15 protein-coding genes are annotated in these 15,072 nt (G+C 53.2%); 7 read left to right on the plus strand and 8 right to left on the minus strand.

All coding sequences use genetic code 11. From position 1 onward, the window contains the following. Nucleotides 1-381: 381 nt before the first annotated feature. Nucleotides 382-1,410 carry an HTH-type transcriptional regulator GalR gene (gene galR, locus OGV65_RS11935; RefSeq protein ID WP_016157382.1) on the plus strand — a complete coding sequence of 343 codons (1,029 nt, stop codon included), beginning with the start codon at nucleotides 382-384 and terminating at the stop codon, nucleotides 1,408-1,410. 13 nt (nucleotides 1,411-1,423) lie between these two features. Further along, on the plus strand, nucleotides 1,424-2,434 hold the full coding sequence (locus tag OGV65_RS11940; RefSeq protein WP_008785715.1) for a LacI family DNA-binding transcriptional regulator: 1,011 nt from the start codon (nucleotides 1,424-1,426) through the stop codon (nucleotides 2,432-2,434). Nucleotides 2,435-2,485: 51 nt separating this feature from the next. Here OGV65_RS11940 and lysA read toward each other — a convergent pair whose 3' ends face one another. Then, nucleotides 2,486-3,742, minus strand: a complete 1,257-nt coding sequence (gene lysA, locus OGV65_RS11945; protein ID WP_016154282.1) for a diaminopimelate decarboxylase — start codon at nucleotides 3,740-3,742, stop codon at nucleotides 2,486-2,488. A 118-nt stretch (nucleotides 3,743-3,860) separates the two neighbouring features. Between lysA and OGV65_RS11950 the strand changes: the two genes are divergently transcribed. Further along, nucleotides 3,861-4,796: a LysR family transcriptional regulator gene (locus OGV65_RS11950; RefSeq protein WP_286454991.1), complete on the plus strand. Its 936-nt coding sequence runs from the start codon at nucleotides 3,861-3,863 to the stop codon at nucleotides 4,794-4,796. On the opposite strand, the gene OGV65_RS11955 is transcribed toward OGV65_RS11950, so the two are convergent. Continuing rightward, complete coding sequence (locus tag OGV65_RS11955; RefSeq protein ID WP_103766708.1) at nucleotides 4,768-5,475, minus strand: aspartate/glutamate racemase; 708 nt, start codon at nucleotides 5,473-5,475, stop codon at nucleotides 4,768-4,770. The two genes, OGV65_RS11950 and OGV65_RS11955, sit on opposite strands and share 29 nt — an antisense overlap. Nucleotides 5,476-5,612: 137 nt before the next feature. On the opposite strand from OGV65_RS11955, the gene OGV65_RS11960 reads away from it, so the two are divergent. Continuing rightward, nucleotides 5,613-5,939 (plus strand): cupin domain-containing protein, encoded by a 327-nt coding sequence (locus tag OGV65_RS11960; RefSeq protein ID WP_065554331.1) that lies wholly within the window; start codon nucleotides 5,613-5,615, stop codon nucleotides 5,937-5,939. A 144-nt stretch (nucleotides 5,940-6,083) separates the two neighbouring features. Here OGV65_RS11960 and kduD read toward each other — a convergent pair whose 3' ends face one another. From kduD to OGV65_RS11980, 4 genes are all read right to left on the minus strand, one after another. Further along, nucleotides 6,084-6,845, minus strand: coding sequence for a 2-dehydro-3-deoxy-D-gluconate 5-dehydrogenase KduD (gene kduD / locus OGV65_RS11965; RefSeq protein ID WP_046276126.1), 762 nt, complete (start codon nucleotides 6,843-6,845; stop codon nucleotides 6,084-6,086). A 57-nt stretch (nucleotides 6,846-6,902) separates the two neighbouring features. Next, a complete protein-coding gene (gene kduI / locus OGV65_RS11970; RefSeq protein WP_052138002.1) occupies nucleotides 6,903-7,739 on the minus strand; it encodes a 5-dehydro-4-deoxy-D-glucuronate isomerase in 837 nt (278 codons plus the stop codon). 484 nt (nucleotides 7,740-8,223) lie between these two features. Then, a complete protein-coding gene (locus OGV65_RS11975) occupies nucleotides 8,224-9,402 on the minus strand; it encodes an acetyl-CoA C-acetyltransferase (RefSeq protein ID WP_016154288.1) in 1,179 nt (392 codons plus the stop codon). A 102-nt stretch (nucleotides 9,403-9,504) separates the two neighbouring features. Continuing rightward, on the minus strand, nucleotides 9,505-10,389 hold the full coding sequence (locus OGV65_RS11980; RefSeq protein ID WP_016154289.1) for a LysR family transcriptional regulator: 885 nt from the start codon (nucleotides 10,387-10,389) through the stop codon (nucleotides 9,505-9,507). Between the two features lie 101 nt (nucleotides 10,390-10,490). Here OGV65_RS11980 and OGV65_RS11985 point away from each other — a divergent pair, with 101 nt between their 5' ends. Both OGV65_RS11985 and OGV65_RS11990 read left to right on the plus strand, forming a co-directional pair. Further along, nucleotides 10,491-10,946, plus strand: coding sequence for a multidrug/biocide efflux PACE transporter (locus OGV65_RS11985; protein WP_016154290.1), 456 nt, complete (start codon nucleotides 10,491-10,493; stop codon nucleotides 10,944-10,946). Between the two features lie 142 nt (nucleotides 10,947-11,088). Further along, nucleotides 11,089-12,318, plus strand: coding sequence for an amino acid permease (locus OGV65_RS11990; protein ID WP_029139645.1), 1,230 nt, complete (start codon nucleotides 11,089-11,091; stop codon nucleotides 12,316-12,318). A 53-nt stretch (nucleotides 12,319-12,371) separates the two neighbouring features. On the opposite strand, the gene rcnR is transcribed toward OGV65_RS11990, so the two are convergent. Beyond that, nucleotides 12,372-12,644: a Ni(II)/Co(II)-binding transcriptional repressor RcnR gene (gene rcnR / locus OGV65_RS11995; RefSeq protein ID WP_016154292.1), complete on the minus strand. Its 273-nt coding sequence runs from the start codon at nucleotides 12,642-12,644 to the stop codon at nucleotides 12,372-12,374. 120 nt (nucleotides 12,645-12,764) lie between these two features. Here rcnR and OGV65_RS12000 point away from each other — a divergent pair, with 120 nt between their 5' ends. Next, nucleotides 12,765-13,640 (plus strand): nickel/cobalt efflux protein RcnA, encoded by an 876-nt coding sequence (locus tag OGV65_RS12000; protein ID WP_141875606.1) that lies wholly within the window; start codon nucleotides 12,765-12,767, stop codon nucleotides 13,638-13,640. 45 nt (nucleotides 13,641-13,685) lie between these two features. Here OGV65_RS12000 and OGV65_RS12005 read toward each other — a convergent pair whose 3' ends face one another. Continuing rightward, complete coding sequence (locus OGV65_RS12005) at nucleotides 13,686-15,068, minus strand: amidohydrolase family protein (protein ID WP_286454992.1); 1,383 nt, start codon at nucleotides 15,066-15,068, stop codon at nucleotides 13,686-13,688. Between the last annotated feature and the right edge of the window lie 4 nt (nucleotides 15,069-15,072).

A 15,072-nucleotide genomic window follows, 5' to 3' on the forward strand; every position in this document is an offset into this window, starting at 1 on the left:
CAGTACGAAAACGCAAAGGAATGAACCCAAATGCAACGAGTTGTGTAAATTATCGGTTACTGTTACAGATAGGCTGAAGGCAAAAAAAAACCTGCGCATCTGCGCAGGCTGGTGTAATTCTAGTGATCAACCCGAAAGTTGATTTCACCTATCAATACCTCTGGGATCCCAACTTTAGCAATCCGCTCAGTTCTCCCACCAGCGAACAATCGCAACAGCACATCGCAAAGTGTAAGCAAAAATTAGCATTTTCTATTTTCTGTCTTACTTCGCTCGCGCGCGCTCACATTTGCGAGGTCCTGACGGGCAATCTGCTTGAACAGCCAGCCATTTTCCGTAACACTGACGGAATGTAAGCGTTTACCCACAACAGGTACTATCATGGCGACCATAAAGGATGTAGCCCGACTAGCTGGTGTATCAGTCGCCACCGTTTCTCGAGTGATCAATGATTCCCCCAAAGCCAGCGAAGCATCGCGTCTGGCCGTAACGAGTGCAATGGAATCACTCAGCTACCACCCCAATGCGAATGCGCGTGCACTGGCGCAACAATCCACTGAAACCATCGGACTGGTCGTTGGTGATGTGTCCGATCCATTCTTTGGGGCAATGGTTAAAGCTGTCGAGCAGGTGGCCTATAACACCGGGAATTTTTTGCTGATTGGCAACGGCTACCATAATGAACAGAAGGAACGTCAGGCGATTGAACAGCTCATTCGCCACCGCTGCGCGGCCCTTGTTGTCCATGCCAAAATCATCCCGGATGCGGATTTGGCTTCATTAATGAAGCAAATCCCCGGCATGGTATTGATTAACCGAATTCTGCCGGGATTCGAACAACGCTGCGTTGCCCTCGATGACCGTTTCGGCGCGTGGCTCGCTACCCGACACCTTATTCAACAGGGCCATACGCGCATTGGCTACCTGTGTTCCAATCACAGTATTTCTGATGCGGAAGATCGTCTGCAAGGCTATTACGACGCGCTGGCGGAGAGCAATATACCGGTAAGCGATCGACTGGTGACGTTCGGCGAACCGGATGAAAGCGGCGGTGAACAGGCCATGACCGAGTTACTTGGTCGTGGCAAAAACTTCACTGCGGTAGCCTGCTACAACGACTCAATGGCGGCTGGCGCCATGGGCGTATTGAATGATAACGGCATTGATGTGCCGGGAGAAATCTCGCTGATTGGCTTTGATGATGTGCTGATTTCCCGCTATGTGCGCCCACGTCTGACCACGGTACGCTATCCCATCGTAACGATGGCAACCCAGGCCGCTGAACTGGCGCTCGCGCTGGCGGAGAAGCGACCCGCACCTGAAATTACCCACGTCTTTAACCCAACTCTGGTGCGTCGCCATTCCGTTTCGGCGCTAACAGAGCCGGGGAACTCATCGTCAAACGATTAACCAGGATTGCGTCATGACTACGATGTTGGACGTTTCACGACACGCAGGCGTCTCAAAAGCGACCGTTTCGCGCGTACTAAATGGAACGGGTCAGGTAAAAGAGAGCACGCGCCAGAAAGTGTTCAAGGCCATGCAGGCACTCGATTATCGACCCAACTTTTTAGCGCGCTCTTTAGCGAATCGCACCAGCAACAGCATTGGCCTGGTGGTTTCCACATTTGATGGATTCTACTTTGGCCGCCTGCTGCAACAGGCCTCGCGCCAGACGGAGTCTCACGGCAAGCAGTTGATCGTCACCGATGGTCACGACACGCCGGAGCGTGAGCAGGAAGCCGTGCAAATGCTGGCCGACAGGCAGTGCGACGCCATTATTCTTTATACCCGCTATATGAGTGAAAAGGCGATTATGTCGCTCATGAACAGCATTGCGATGCCCTTGCTGGTCATCAACCGTGATGTCAGTCAGGCCCGCGATCGCGCGATTTTCTTTGAGCAGGAAGACGCGGCGTATCAGGCGGTCAATTATCTGATCTCGCAGGGGCACAGCGATATTGCTTGCATCACCGTGCCAGGCCATACGCCTACCGGTAAATCCCGCCTGATGGGGTATCGTAAGGCTCTGGAAAAAAACGGTATTCCCTGGGATCCTGATAAGGTTAAATACGGCGACTCCACGATGACGCGAGGCTATGAAGCCTGTCGAGAACTGCTGGAGGAAGGGGTGAAATTCAGCGCCCTGTTCGCCTGTAACGATGACATGGCATTAGGTGCATCAAAAGCGTTACATCAGGCCGGACTGAGGATCCCGACGGACGTCTCGCTGTTTGGTTTTGATGATGCGCCCAGCGCCAAATGGCTGGAACCGGGGTTATCTACCGTTTATCTGCCGATTGATACCATGATAACCACGGCAATCGACCAGGCTATACGTCTGGCCAACGGTGAGAGCGTGGAGCCGATCCCTCCGTTTACCGGCAAACTGGTATTACGTGACTCAGTAACGCTCGGACCGTACTTTAAGTAATATGAAAAAGAGCCGGATGGCGACGCAAGCACCTTATCCGGCCAGCTTTACTCAGATTAATTCCAGCGCTAACAGCTCATCAATGGTCTGGCGACGACGAATCAGTCGCGCCACGCCGTTATCAAACAAGACCTCCGGCAGCAGCGGGCGGCTATTGTAGTTTGACGACATTGACGCTCCGTACGCCCCGGTATCATGCAAAACCAGATAATCACCCGGCACCACCGCAGGCAACAGACGGGTTTCCACATTTCCGCCTTCCTGCTGGGTAAACACGTCGCCTGATTCGCACAGCGGTCCGGCCACCACGGTCTCTCGTTGAGGAGTTTGTTGCAGAGAACGACCATCTCCCGCCAGCGCGGAGATATGGTGATAGCTACCGTACATGGCCGGGCGCATCAGATCGTTGAAGCCCGCATCGATCAGCACAAAGTGACGGCTGCCCATCTCTTTTACGCTGCGCACCTGCGCCACTAACACACCGGCTTCCGCGACCAGGAAACGCCCTGGTTCGATCTCCAGTTTGACGGCATGACCCAGATGACGCGCAATACTATCGCGCGCAGCGTTCCACAATCCAAAATAGTGATCGGTGTCGATCGCCTCTTCACCTTCGCGATACGGGATTGATAAACCGCCGCCTGCGGAGATCGCTTCCAGATCCTGACCAAATTCCACTACCTGACGCACCATCGCGCCGCACACCTGCTCCAGATGCGCGTAGTCCACGCCAGAGCCGATATGCATATGAATACCTACCAGCTTCAGCTTATAGCGCTGAATTACCTCCAGCGCCGCCGGAAGATCGCTGTACCAGATGCCGTGCTTGCTGTTCTCACCCCCGGTATTGGTTTTCTGACTGTGTCCATGCCCAAAGCCAGGGTTTACGCGGAGCCACACGCGATGGCCCGGCGAGAGCTGGCCCAGTTGTTCCAGCATATCGACCGACCCGGCATTTACCGGAATGCTCAATTCATGCACCCGGGCGAGCGTCGCTTCATCAATCATATCGGCGGTAAAGACAATCTCATCTTTGCCCGGTACAAAACCTGCCGCCAGCGCGCGTTCAATTTCGCCAAGCGAGACGGAATCGACCTTCACGCCCTGCTCGCGCATCAGGCGCAAAATATGAATATTCGAACATGCCTTCTGGGCAAAACGCACCACGTCAAACTGACTCAGTTTGGCAATCTGCGCGCGAATAATCTGCGCATCATAGACCCACACCGGGCAGCCGAATTCGGCAGGCAGGCGCAACAGGTTGTCGGCGGTCAGGTCAGTGTCTGTGTTGTTGAGTGGGCGTGGCATGGCGTGCTCCGGTATTGGCTTTTTTATGATTACGCCACAGCTCAAAAAGAATAAAAAATATCGTTTTATCTTGAGTCTATGCAAAAATGATATGGATTAGCTCATTTGAGGATTGCTTATGCCCGCGGTTAACCTGCGTCACATTGAAATTTTTCACGCCATCATGACCGCAGGCAATCTGACGGAAGCCGCGCGCATGCTACATACCTCGCAGCCCACCGTCAGCCGGGAACTGGCCCGATTCGAAAAAGTCCTGGGATTAACGCTGTTTGAACGCACGCGTGGCCGACTGCATCCAACCGTGCAAGGCTTACGTCTGTTTGAAGAGGTACAACGTTCGTGGTACGGCCTGGACAGAATTGTGAGCGCCGCCGAAAGCCTGCGCGAATTTCGTCAAGGTGAATTGTCGATTGTTTGCCTGCCGGTATTTTCGCAGTCCTTTTTACCGCCGCTGCTACAGCCATTTCTCGCGCGCTATCCGCAGGTCAACATTCAGATCGTGCCGCAGGAGTCACCACTGTTGGAAGAGTGGCTGTCGGCGCAGCGCCACGATCTGGGGTTAACGGAAACGCTGCATACGCCAGCCGGAACGAAACGCACCGAATTGCTGGCGCTGGATGAAGTGTGTGTACTGCCGCAGGGGCATCCGCTGACCGAGAAAGCGGTATTAACGCCGCAGGATTTTCAGGGAGAGAACTATATCAGCCTGTCGCGGACCGACAGTTACCGTCAGCTACTGGACACCATGTTTAACGAACATCAGGTGAAGCGCCGCATGGTGATTGAAACCCACAGCGCCGCTTCAATTTGTGCAATGGTGCGGGCGGGCGTGGGGATCTCGGTGGTAAACCCACTGACCGCGCTGGATTATGCCAGCAGCGGAGTGGTTATCCGCCGCTTCAGCATTTCGGTACCCTTTACGGTCAGCCTGATCCACCCACTTCATCGCCCTGCCTCGGCGCTGGTCGATGCTTTTACAGCGCATCTGCAAGCCCATCTCCCGAGGCTTATCGATCCGCTGGAGGCTATTTTGTCTCCACAGACGAAAGCATAAACGCCACCGCATCTTGCGCATGGATTGCCGCGGTGTCGAAAACCGGTAATGGACTTAGCTCGGCTGGAACCAGCAAACCAATCTCGGTACAGCCAAAGATAACCCCTTGAGCGCCCTGTTTAGCCAACTGATCAATTACGCTCAGGTAGTAGTCGCGGGAGGCGTTGCTGAACTCACCGAGGCACAGCTCGTCGAAAATAATCTGGTTTATTTTCTGACGGTCATCAGCCTCAGGAATAAGCGTGCTAATACCAAATTCAGTCTGTAGACGTCCGCGGTAAAAATCCTGCTCCATGGTGTAGCGCGTACCCAGTAGCGCCACGTTGCTCATCTGCTGTTTTTGTATGGCCCGACCCGTCGCATCGGCAATATGCAGGAACGGCACGTCACAGGCGGTTTCAATCGCCTCAGCAACTTTGTGCATGGTGTTGGTACACAACACAATCCCCTCCGCTCCGGCTTGCTGAAGCCCTGCGGCGGCCTGCGCGAGGATCTCCCCAGCCCGCTGCCAGTCACCGCCAGACTGACAGGCTTCAATCTCGTGAAAATCTACGCTGTGCAACAGAATCTGTGCCGAATGCAGGCCACCCAGACGCTGTTTTACCCCTTCATTAATGAGTCGATAATAAGGAATGGTGGATTCCCAGCTCATACCGCCTAACAGACCGATCGTTTTCATCATTTCCCCTGATTTGTTGTTATCTCTCCAGTGAACCAAAGATGTGATCAACTTTCCACATCTGTTGGCGTGCATTTCTTTTTTTAATTTTCTGATATAGGTTTAATGAAACATTGTTTTAATTACAGGAAGGCCGAATGTTTATTTTTCATAAAGAGACCACCCTTGAAGATCTGGGCAATGGCGTTACCCGACGCATTCTTGCTCACGACGGTAAAATGATGGCAGTTGAGGTGAACTTCGAGCAAGGCGCGATTGGTCCGATGCACAATCATCCGCATGAGCAGCTGACTTACGTTTTGTCTGGGGAGTTTGAATTTACCATCGGCGAAGAAATGCATGTCGTTAGGGCAGGCGATACCCTATATAAACAGCCCAACATTATGCATGGCTGCGTCTGTTTAAAACCGGGAACGCTACTGGATACCTTTACGCCCATGCGCGAAGATTTTCTGCCTGCGTAATTTTATCTGTTCGTAATCTGCCTGGCGGCATAATGTTGTTCCAGAGGGAATGAATATGTCGCCTCCTGTGTATTGCTACATTCACCTTATGTTTAACCGACAAACCCTGCCAAAGGGCAGGGTTTGTCAGTTCTGGAAAGCAGATTAACGCGCCAGCCAGCCGCCGTCTACCGCAACGGTATAGCCGTTGATATAGTCAGATGCGCTGGATGCCAGGAACACAATCGGCCCCATCAGGTCACTCGGCAGACCCCAACGACCCGCCGGGATACGATCGAGAATTTCTGCGCTACGCTGCTCATCAGCGCGCAGCTGTTGAGTGTTGTTCGTCGCCATGTAACCCGGCGCAATTGCGTTGACGTTAATGTTATGTTTGGCCCACTCGTTCGCCATCAGGCGGGTGATGCCCATTACGCCGCTTTTAGACGCGGTGTAAGACGGCACGCGGATCCCGCCCTGGAAAGAAAGCATAGAGGCGATGTTGATAATTTTGCCGCCGTTACCCTGAGCGATAAAGTGCTTCGCCGCGGCCTGAGACATAAAGAACACGCTCTTAATGTTCAGGTTCATCACGTCGTCCCAGTCTTTTTCGCTGAAGTCGATCGCATCGTCACGACGGATAAGACCTGCGTTGTTGACCAGAATATCGATATGACCGAATTCTGCCACTGCGCGCTCCAGCAGCGCCGGAATGCCGTCAATTTGACGCAGGTCGGCGGTCAGACTTAAAAAACGGCGCCCCAGCGCGGTCACGCGTTCGATAGTTTCCGTCGGTTCAACGATGTTGATCCCCACGATATCGCAGCCCGCTTCAGCCAAACCCAACGCCATACCCTGACCCAGGCCAGTGTCACAACCGGTCACAACGGCGACCTTACCTTCAAGAGAGAATGCATTCAAAATCATTGTAAATCCTTAATTTTTTATAATGCCCGCCGCAGCAGGCACGGCTATCGCCCGCAACTAGCGCAGATCTTTGACCGCTACATGGTCCATATCATCAAAGACCTGGTTTTCGCCGACCATGCCCCAAATGAACGTATAAGCTTTTGTGCCAACGCCGGAGTGAATTGACCAGCTCGGCGAAATCACCGCCTGCTCGTTGTGCATCACAATATGACGCGTTTCCTGAGGCTGCCCCATCATGTGGAAGACGCAGGTATCTTCTTCCATATTGAAATAGAAATAGACTTCCATACGACGTTCATGGGTATGACACGGCATGGTGTTCCACAGGTTACCCGGCGCCAGTTCGGTCAGACCCATGCTCAACTGGCAGGTTTCCAGCACATCCGGCACAAAATATTTGTTGATGGTACGACGGTTACTGGTGAGGTCATCGCCCAGCGTTACTGGCGCAACGTCTGCTGGCGTGACTTTTTTGGTTGGATAAGTCGTGTGGGCCGGCGCGCAGTTATAGTAAAACTTCGCTGGTTTCGCCGTATCGATGCTGGCGAATACCACTTCTTTGGCCCCTTTCCCGACGTACAGCGCGTCACGATGACCAATTTCATAGCACTGGCCGTCAACGGTAATCGTGCCCGGGCCACCGATGTTAATCACACCCAGCTCACGACGCTCGAGGAAGTAGGTTACGCCCAGCTGTTTGCCGACTTCGCCACCCACAGAGACGGTTTTGGCCACTGGCATAATGCCGCCAACAATGATGCGGTCAATGTGGCTGTAGACCATGGTGTATTCATCTGGGACAAACACTTCTTCGACCAAAAACTCATTACGCAGCTCCTGAGTATCCAAGGTTTTCGCATGCGCACTATGGATGCTTTGTCTTACGTCCACATTTACCTCCAGTGATAAATTGACCGTGAATGCTTAAACGAATAGCAAAACGCTGTTCCGTTTTATCTTATGCGCTCATGATATCCCTCCCGGAATGGGTTTTCAATTACAAATAAAACAACGTTTCACTTTTTCTGCATCTTATTATCAAAAGTGTAATTGCGATCACGCTAGCGCATATAAATCGCGGGAATGATTTAAATAAAATTATTTAAAACAATTAGATAGATAAAAATAAACAAGAGTAGTTCATGAGGGGTAGGGATAAGACATTGAAAATACAGCCAGCCTCACACGCCGTTCACACACCTTTTATAGCAAAGTGCGCTGTTAATCACATGAAATGAAACACCGTTTTGATACGTTGGCGGAGTTTAGAGTGTATGTTTCTGTAACTGGCCTTGCCCTCCTGTTGGAGGGCTTTTTTATAGATGCAGGGGATATACAGCGGGAAAGGCGTTTAAGCAGAGAAAACTTCGGGGGGTTAATCTCGCTCGATAGCGAGCGCCACGCCCTGACCACCGCCGATACATAACGTTGCCAGGCCCTTGTGCGCCCGACGCTTCACCATTTCATGCACCAGTGAAACCAGAATACGGCAGCCAGATGCGCCAATCGGATGACCAAGCGCAATGGCTCCGCCGTTCACATTCACTCGCCGTTCATCCCACTCCAGCATTTTTCCAACGGACAATGCCTGTGCGGCAAAGGCTTCGTTGGCCTCGATAAGATCAACATCAGCCAGTTGCCAGCCCACACGCTCAAGGCAACGGCGCGTCGCGTACACCGGCGCAATTCCCATGAGCGCGGGATCGACCCCGACGCTGGCAAAGGCACGAATGCGGGCCAGCACCGGCAAATTCAGCTCCTGGGCCTTGGCCTCGCTCATCATCATCACCGCAGCGGCGCCATCATTGATGGATGACGCGTTGCCCGCGGTTACTGAACCGAGCCTGTCAAAGGTCGGATCCAGACGCGCCAGCCCTTCTGCGCTGGCATCGGTGCGCGGCTGTTCGTCGGTATCCACCACGAACGATTGCCCATTACGCTGCGTTACCACCGGCACGATTTCATCTTTAAAGCGCCCGGCGTCAATTGCCATCCGCGCCTTGTGCTGCGAATGCAGTGCGTAGGCATCCTGCAGTTCACGGCTGATGCCATATTCCCGCGCCAGATTTTCCGCAGTCACGCCCATATGGTAATCGTTGAAAGCGTCCCACAGGCCGTCATGCACCAGGCTGTCGACCAGTTGACTGTTGCCCAACTGTGCGCCGGTACGGCTATCAGTAAGGACATGCGGCGCACGGCTCATATTCTCTTGTCCGCCCGCAATCACAATGTCGGCTTCGCCGCACTGGATAGCCTGGGTCGCCAGATGCAGCGCTTTCAGACCCGAGCCGCAGACATCGTTAATGGTGATGGCGGAGACGGTATTGGGTAGCCCACCATTGATGGCGGACTGACGCGCCGGGTTTTGCCCGGCACCAGCGGTAAGCACCTGTCCGAGGATCACTTCATCCACAGCGTGAACGTCCACGCCCGTGCGATCCAGTAACGCCCTGACTACCATGCTACCTAATTCAACGGCAGAGTGGCGCGCCAGCGTCCCCTGGAAGCAGCCGATCGGTGTCCGTAACGCCCCGACTATCACAACCTCTTTCATCACCACCTCAGCGCAAAATAACACCGCAATAGTAGATGATTGTTAAAAAGAGTTATCAAGGTTGTTTAAAAACGGTGATTTTTATCACAAAGGAAATTCGTATCATTTATTGGTCATCTGAACGCCACTCTGCTGTAAATGGTCGCGCAGCCAACTTCCCGCCACGCCAGGCGGTGATTTCTTATTCCACAGCAGATCGATAGAGATAGCCTTTGGCCAGCCGGGCAGCATCAATTGAACCAGCGGTTTTTCTGCCGCAAACTCCTCCACCAGCGCACAAGGGAGCGCGCACCAGCCGAATCCCTGCACCGCCATACTCAGCAGCAACAAATAGTTAGGCGCCGACCAGACGGGGCCGCGCGCCACGTTGGTGCCGCTCTCCAGATAGGTATTCAGCCGCAGCTCTCGCCAAGTATGTAGCTGTTCCCACTGCAGTTTTTCTTGAGTCGCCAGTGGATGCGATGCCGCAACGTATAATCCCATCCAGGTTTGCATCGGCAGACGCGTGACGCCCATGTCGGTCGGGTAATCCTCCCGCGCTTCGATCAACCCAACCTGAGCACGTCCTTTTTGCAGCAGATCGATCACGTCTTCATCTTCGCCAATCAGACATTCAAACTCGGTATGGGGAAACTTGTGGTCAAACTGCACCATCAATTCTTCCAGCACATCCGGATGCAGCGTGTCAGACAAAACGAAGGTCAGACGCGCTTCCGTTTCACCCGACAGCGAAATCGCTGCCTCATCAAGACGTTCGCTGGCCGTCAAAATTGCCTGCACATAGCCCAGCACCCGCTTACCTTCTTCAGTTAGCGTCGGCTGACGTGATGAGCGGTCAAACAGCGCAAAACCGAGATCGGCTTCCAGATGCGCAATGGCCGTGCTGATGGTGGACTGACTTTTACGCAGCCGCCGGGCCGCAGCAGAAAATGAGCCGCAGGAAACGGTCTCCACAAATGCCGTTAACGCTTCAGGGGAGTAACGCATGAACTATCTACTTTATCGATGGATACTATCTTTTAGATATCACATAAAACGATAAAATTGCCACCATTCCGTTATCCGGGCATCAAAGAAGGTTTTAGATTATGCAACACGATACAGTCCAACGCCGCTCGTTACTGGAGCGAATTTTTCATGCCGTCTGCTTTGAAGGCATTGCCACCGCGATCCTCGCACCAACCACCGCATGGTTGATGCAGCGCTCGGTGCTGGAAATGGGCGGACTGACCATCCTTCTCGCCACCACGGCGATGATCTGGAATATCATTTATAACGCCCTGTTTGACCGACTGTGGCCGTCGCACCTGGTAAAACGTACGGCTAAAGTGCGGGCATTCCACGCCTTAGGCTTCGAGAGCGGTTTTATTGTCATCGGGGTGAGCATCGTGGCGTATGTGCTGAACGTCAGCCTGCTCCAGGCATTCACACTGGAAATAGGTTTCTTCCTGTTCTTCCTGCCATACACCATGTTCTATAACTGGGCTTATGACACTTTACGCGAGCGCGTTATGAAGCGTCGCCAGCAGCGCGTTACTGCCTGATAATTCAAACAATAGCCGGAATCTTCTCGGTTCCGGCTTTTGATCCATTCACTCGCCCGCTTGTTGACACCTCCCCCAGCCCCTGCCATTTGTGGTAAATTGCGCTTCTTTTTGTTTATTTTATAGTTGATACGTTCAAATAATGTCGAAATTTTGGTCAAAAGAAGAGACTCTCTGGAGCTTCGCACTATATGGGACTGCCGTCGGCGCAGGAACCCTCTTCCTCCCCATACAGCTGGGTTCTGCAGGCGCAGTGGTACTGTTTATCACCGCACTCGTCGCCTGGCCTTTAACCTACTGGCCGCACAAGGCGCTGTGCCAGTTTATCCTGTCCTCAAAAACCTCGGCAGGTGAAGGGATCACTGGTGCAGTTACGCACTACTACGGCAAAAAGATAGGCAGCCTGATCACGACCCTCTATTTTATTGCCTTCTTTGTGGTGGTACTGATCTACGCCGTGGCGATAACCAATTCACTCACTGAACAACTGGCAAAACATATCGCCATCGATCTGCGTGTTCGCATGCTGGTCAGTCTTGGCGTGGTGCTGGTGCTGAACCTGATTTTTCTGATGGGCCGACAAGCAACCATTCGGGTAATGGGCTTTCTGGTGTTCCCGCTCATCGCGTACTTTTTGTTCCTTTCGCTCTACCTGACCGGAAGCTGGCAGCCAACGCTACTCACCGGCCAGATGTCTTTCGATCAGCACACGCTTCATCAGGTTTGGATATCTATTCCCGTGATGGTTTTCGCTTTTAGCCATACGCCAATTATCTCGACGTTCGCCATCGACCGACGTGAGAAATACGGCGAGCAGGCCATGGGTAAATGCAAAAAAATCATGAAGGTAGCCTACGTCATCATCTGCCTGAGCGTGCTGTTTTTCGTCTTCAGCTGTTTGCTTTCGATTCCGACAAACTATATCGAGGACGCGAAGAATGAAGGGGTGACCATTCTGTCAGCGCTATCGATGATGCCAAACGCACCAGCATGGCTGTCAATTTCTGGGATCATTGTCGCCGTCGTGGCGATGTCAAAATCGTTCCTCGGCACCTACTTTGGCGTGATTGAAGGGGCAACCGAGGTGGTAAAAACATCGTTGCATCAGGTGGGAGTGAAGAAAAGCCGGGCCTTTAACCGCGCCCTGTCCATTATGCTGGTTTCGACCATTACGTTTATCATTTGCTGCATTAACCCTAATGCAATTTCAATGATTTACGCGATTAGCGGGCCGCTGATTGCCATGATTCTGTTTATCATGCCGACATTATCTACCTATCTGATCCCGGCGCTAAAGCCGTACCGTTCAGTGGGAAATCTGATCACCCTGATTGTCGGTCTGCTGTGCGTATCTGTGATGTTTTTTGGCTAGAACGTGTTTTTAACGGCTCATTCATCAGTATGTGGATGAGCCGTTAAACTGACTTATTTGATGTACGAATCGAGTACCTTCAAAACCACATCCAAATCTTCTTCGCGCTTAATTTCATCGCCCTGATGCACAATGTGCTCGGTCAGATGACCTTTAATCACCTCGCGCATTAACCCGTTTACCGCACCGCGGATCGCCGCTATTTGCTGCAATACCGCCGCGCATTCATGCGGTTCATCCAGCATGGTTTTCAACGCCGCTACTTGCCCCTGAATCTTACTGGCTCGGGCTTTCAGCTTTTGTTTGTCGCGGATCGTGTGTGACATAGCAATACCTTTTCAACGTCTGGCTGGAGCGACAATACCATCGTCATTCTACTGGGGGGTAGTATTTAATACTGGGGGGGAGTAGAATCTGGCAAAATTAAACAACTAAGAATCATTCTCATGGGTGAGTTTTCTACGCTTCTTCAGCAAGGCAACGCCTGGTTTTTCATTCCCAGCGCGATTCTATTAGGAGTGTTACACGGTCTGGAACCGGGGCATTCCAAGACGATGATGGCGGCCTTTATTATTGCCATTAAGGGGACCATCAAACAGGCGGTGATGCTGGGGCTGGCGGCAACGTTGTCGCATACCGCAGTGGTATGGCTGATTGCGCTCGGTGGGATGTATATCAGCAAAGCTTTTACTGCCCAGGCCGTTGAGCCCTGGCTGCAGTTTGTCTCGGCGATTATTATTCTCGGGACCGCATTCTGGATGTTCTGGCGAACCTGGCAGGGAGAACAGAACTGGCTGACCCAGACGCATCATGACCACGATCATGATGACCATCACCACCATCATAACCACGGTGAAGCTCACCACCATCATCACGAACATGACCACGACCACGATCATAACCATGCTGCGTTAGCAGGGCTGAGCGAAGATTCAAAAGCGTATCAGGACGCCCACGAGCGGGCACATGCTACCGATATTCAGCGCCGCTTTGCAGGCAAAGAGGTCACCAACGGCCAAATATTATTGTTTGGTCTGACCGGCGGGTTGATCCCCTGCCCTGCTGCCATTACGGTACTGCTGATTTGCATCCAGCTCAAAGCCTTCACGCTGGGTGCCACCATGGTGCTGTGCTTCAGCCTCGGGCTGGCGCTAACGCTGGTAACGGTGGGAGTGGGAGCGGCAATCAGCGTGCAGCAGGCGGCCAAACGCTGGAGCGGATTTAACACACTGGCACGCAAAGCGCCCTATTTTTCCAGCGCGCTCATCGCGATGGTCGGCTTATATATGGGGATTCACGGCTATATGGGGATCGTCGGTTAACGAGCAGAGAGCGCAGCAGCGATTGCCGCTGCGCATCAAACCAGGCTAGCTTGCGACGTTCCCCCACACCAGTTGGCCTTTATGGAAGGTCGCGGTGCGTGGGGAGATTCGCGCGACCGCTTCCGCTGAGCAGGAGGCATCCACCAGTACAAAGCTGGCTTCATCCTGCGCCTTCGGCCAGACGCGCTCACCTTTATCGTTAAGCGGCAGCACATCGCCGGTGGCGAGGAACAGCGCCCGCGACAGGTTGAGTTCATTGGGACGAATATACAGCTGCGCGTACAGGTTCGCCTTCTCCAGCATGTCTCCAAGCCCGTACGGCGACCAATGGTCAATCACACTGTCGGTCCCGGTAATCACTTCCACGCCTTTGTCACGCAGCTGCTTAAGCGGCATATGCAAGGTACCGATCGGCACCGTCGAGGCAATGGTAATCTGCTGCGCCACCATCCGGCTCGCCAGCGCATCCACCTGCTGTTCGTTCAGCGTTGCCAGCGCAAATGCGTGACTGATGGTCAGTTTTCCCTTCAACTGCGGCGTTTTCTCCACCGTTTCCACCATGTAATTCACTGCCGCAACGCCCGCCGGGCTGGTTTCATGCAGATGGATATCCACGCCTTTATCGTAATCCAGCGCAATCTGGAACATGGTGTCGAGGGATTTTTCCATCGCCCCGTCCACGCTGGTTGGGTCCAGACCGCCGACGTAATGCGCCCCTGCCTGCATTGCTTCACGCATCAACGGTTCAGACTTCGATAACAGCAGGCCATGCTGCGGAAACGCCACGATTTCACAGGCAAAACCCGGCTGGCGACGCGCCAGCACCGCCTGCAGATTTTCCAGGTTTTTCAGCCCGGAAACCGGTTCGATATTGCAATGGCTGCGGGCGATCGAGGTGCCCTTTGATTGCAGCAGATCGATGAGCTTTTCCGCGCGCTCCTGCGTGTAAGGCTGGAGTTCAGGCAGCAGCTTTTGCTCAAGGCGGATCATATCCTGAATGGAGGTGCCAGCCGGGCGATTCAGCGAACGCCAGGGACCGCCGTAAAAGGTTTTATCCAGATGGATGTGCATGTCGCGCATGGCGGGCAGCATCAGCTTTCCACCCGCATCGTAGTGCGGCAGCGTCGCATCCGGATGCTGCTTATTCTCACGCAGGGCAACAATTTTCCCGTCTTGAATTTCAACGGTTTGCAGCGCGGTACGGGTATGCACCACCACCGAGTTTTCGTAATCAAACCCCGCTTCCAGCAGGACGTTATCCAGGTAATAGTGCTTATCGTTAATCGTCATTGTGCTCTTCGCCCCGCAGGTGTTCCCGACAGGATTAGCAGCATACGCGACCGGAGCCACTGCGCCAAACAGCGCGGCAGCGGTCACCATTTTTCCGCTCTGACTTAAAAATTCACGGCGGCTGTTACTTTCCTTCATTCAC

The sequence above is a fragment of the Citrobacter sp. Cb004 genome (genome assembly GCF_030337065.1).
GTDB lineage: Bacteria > Pseudomonadota > Gammaproteobacteria > Enterobacterales > Enterobacteriaceae > Citrobacter > Citrobacter braakii.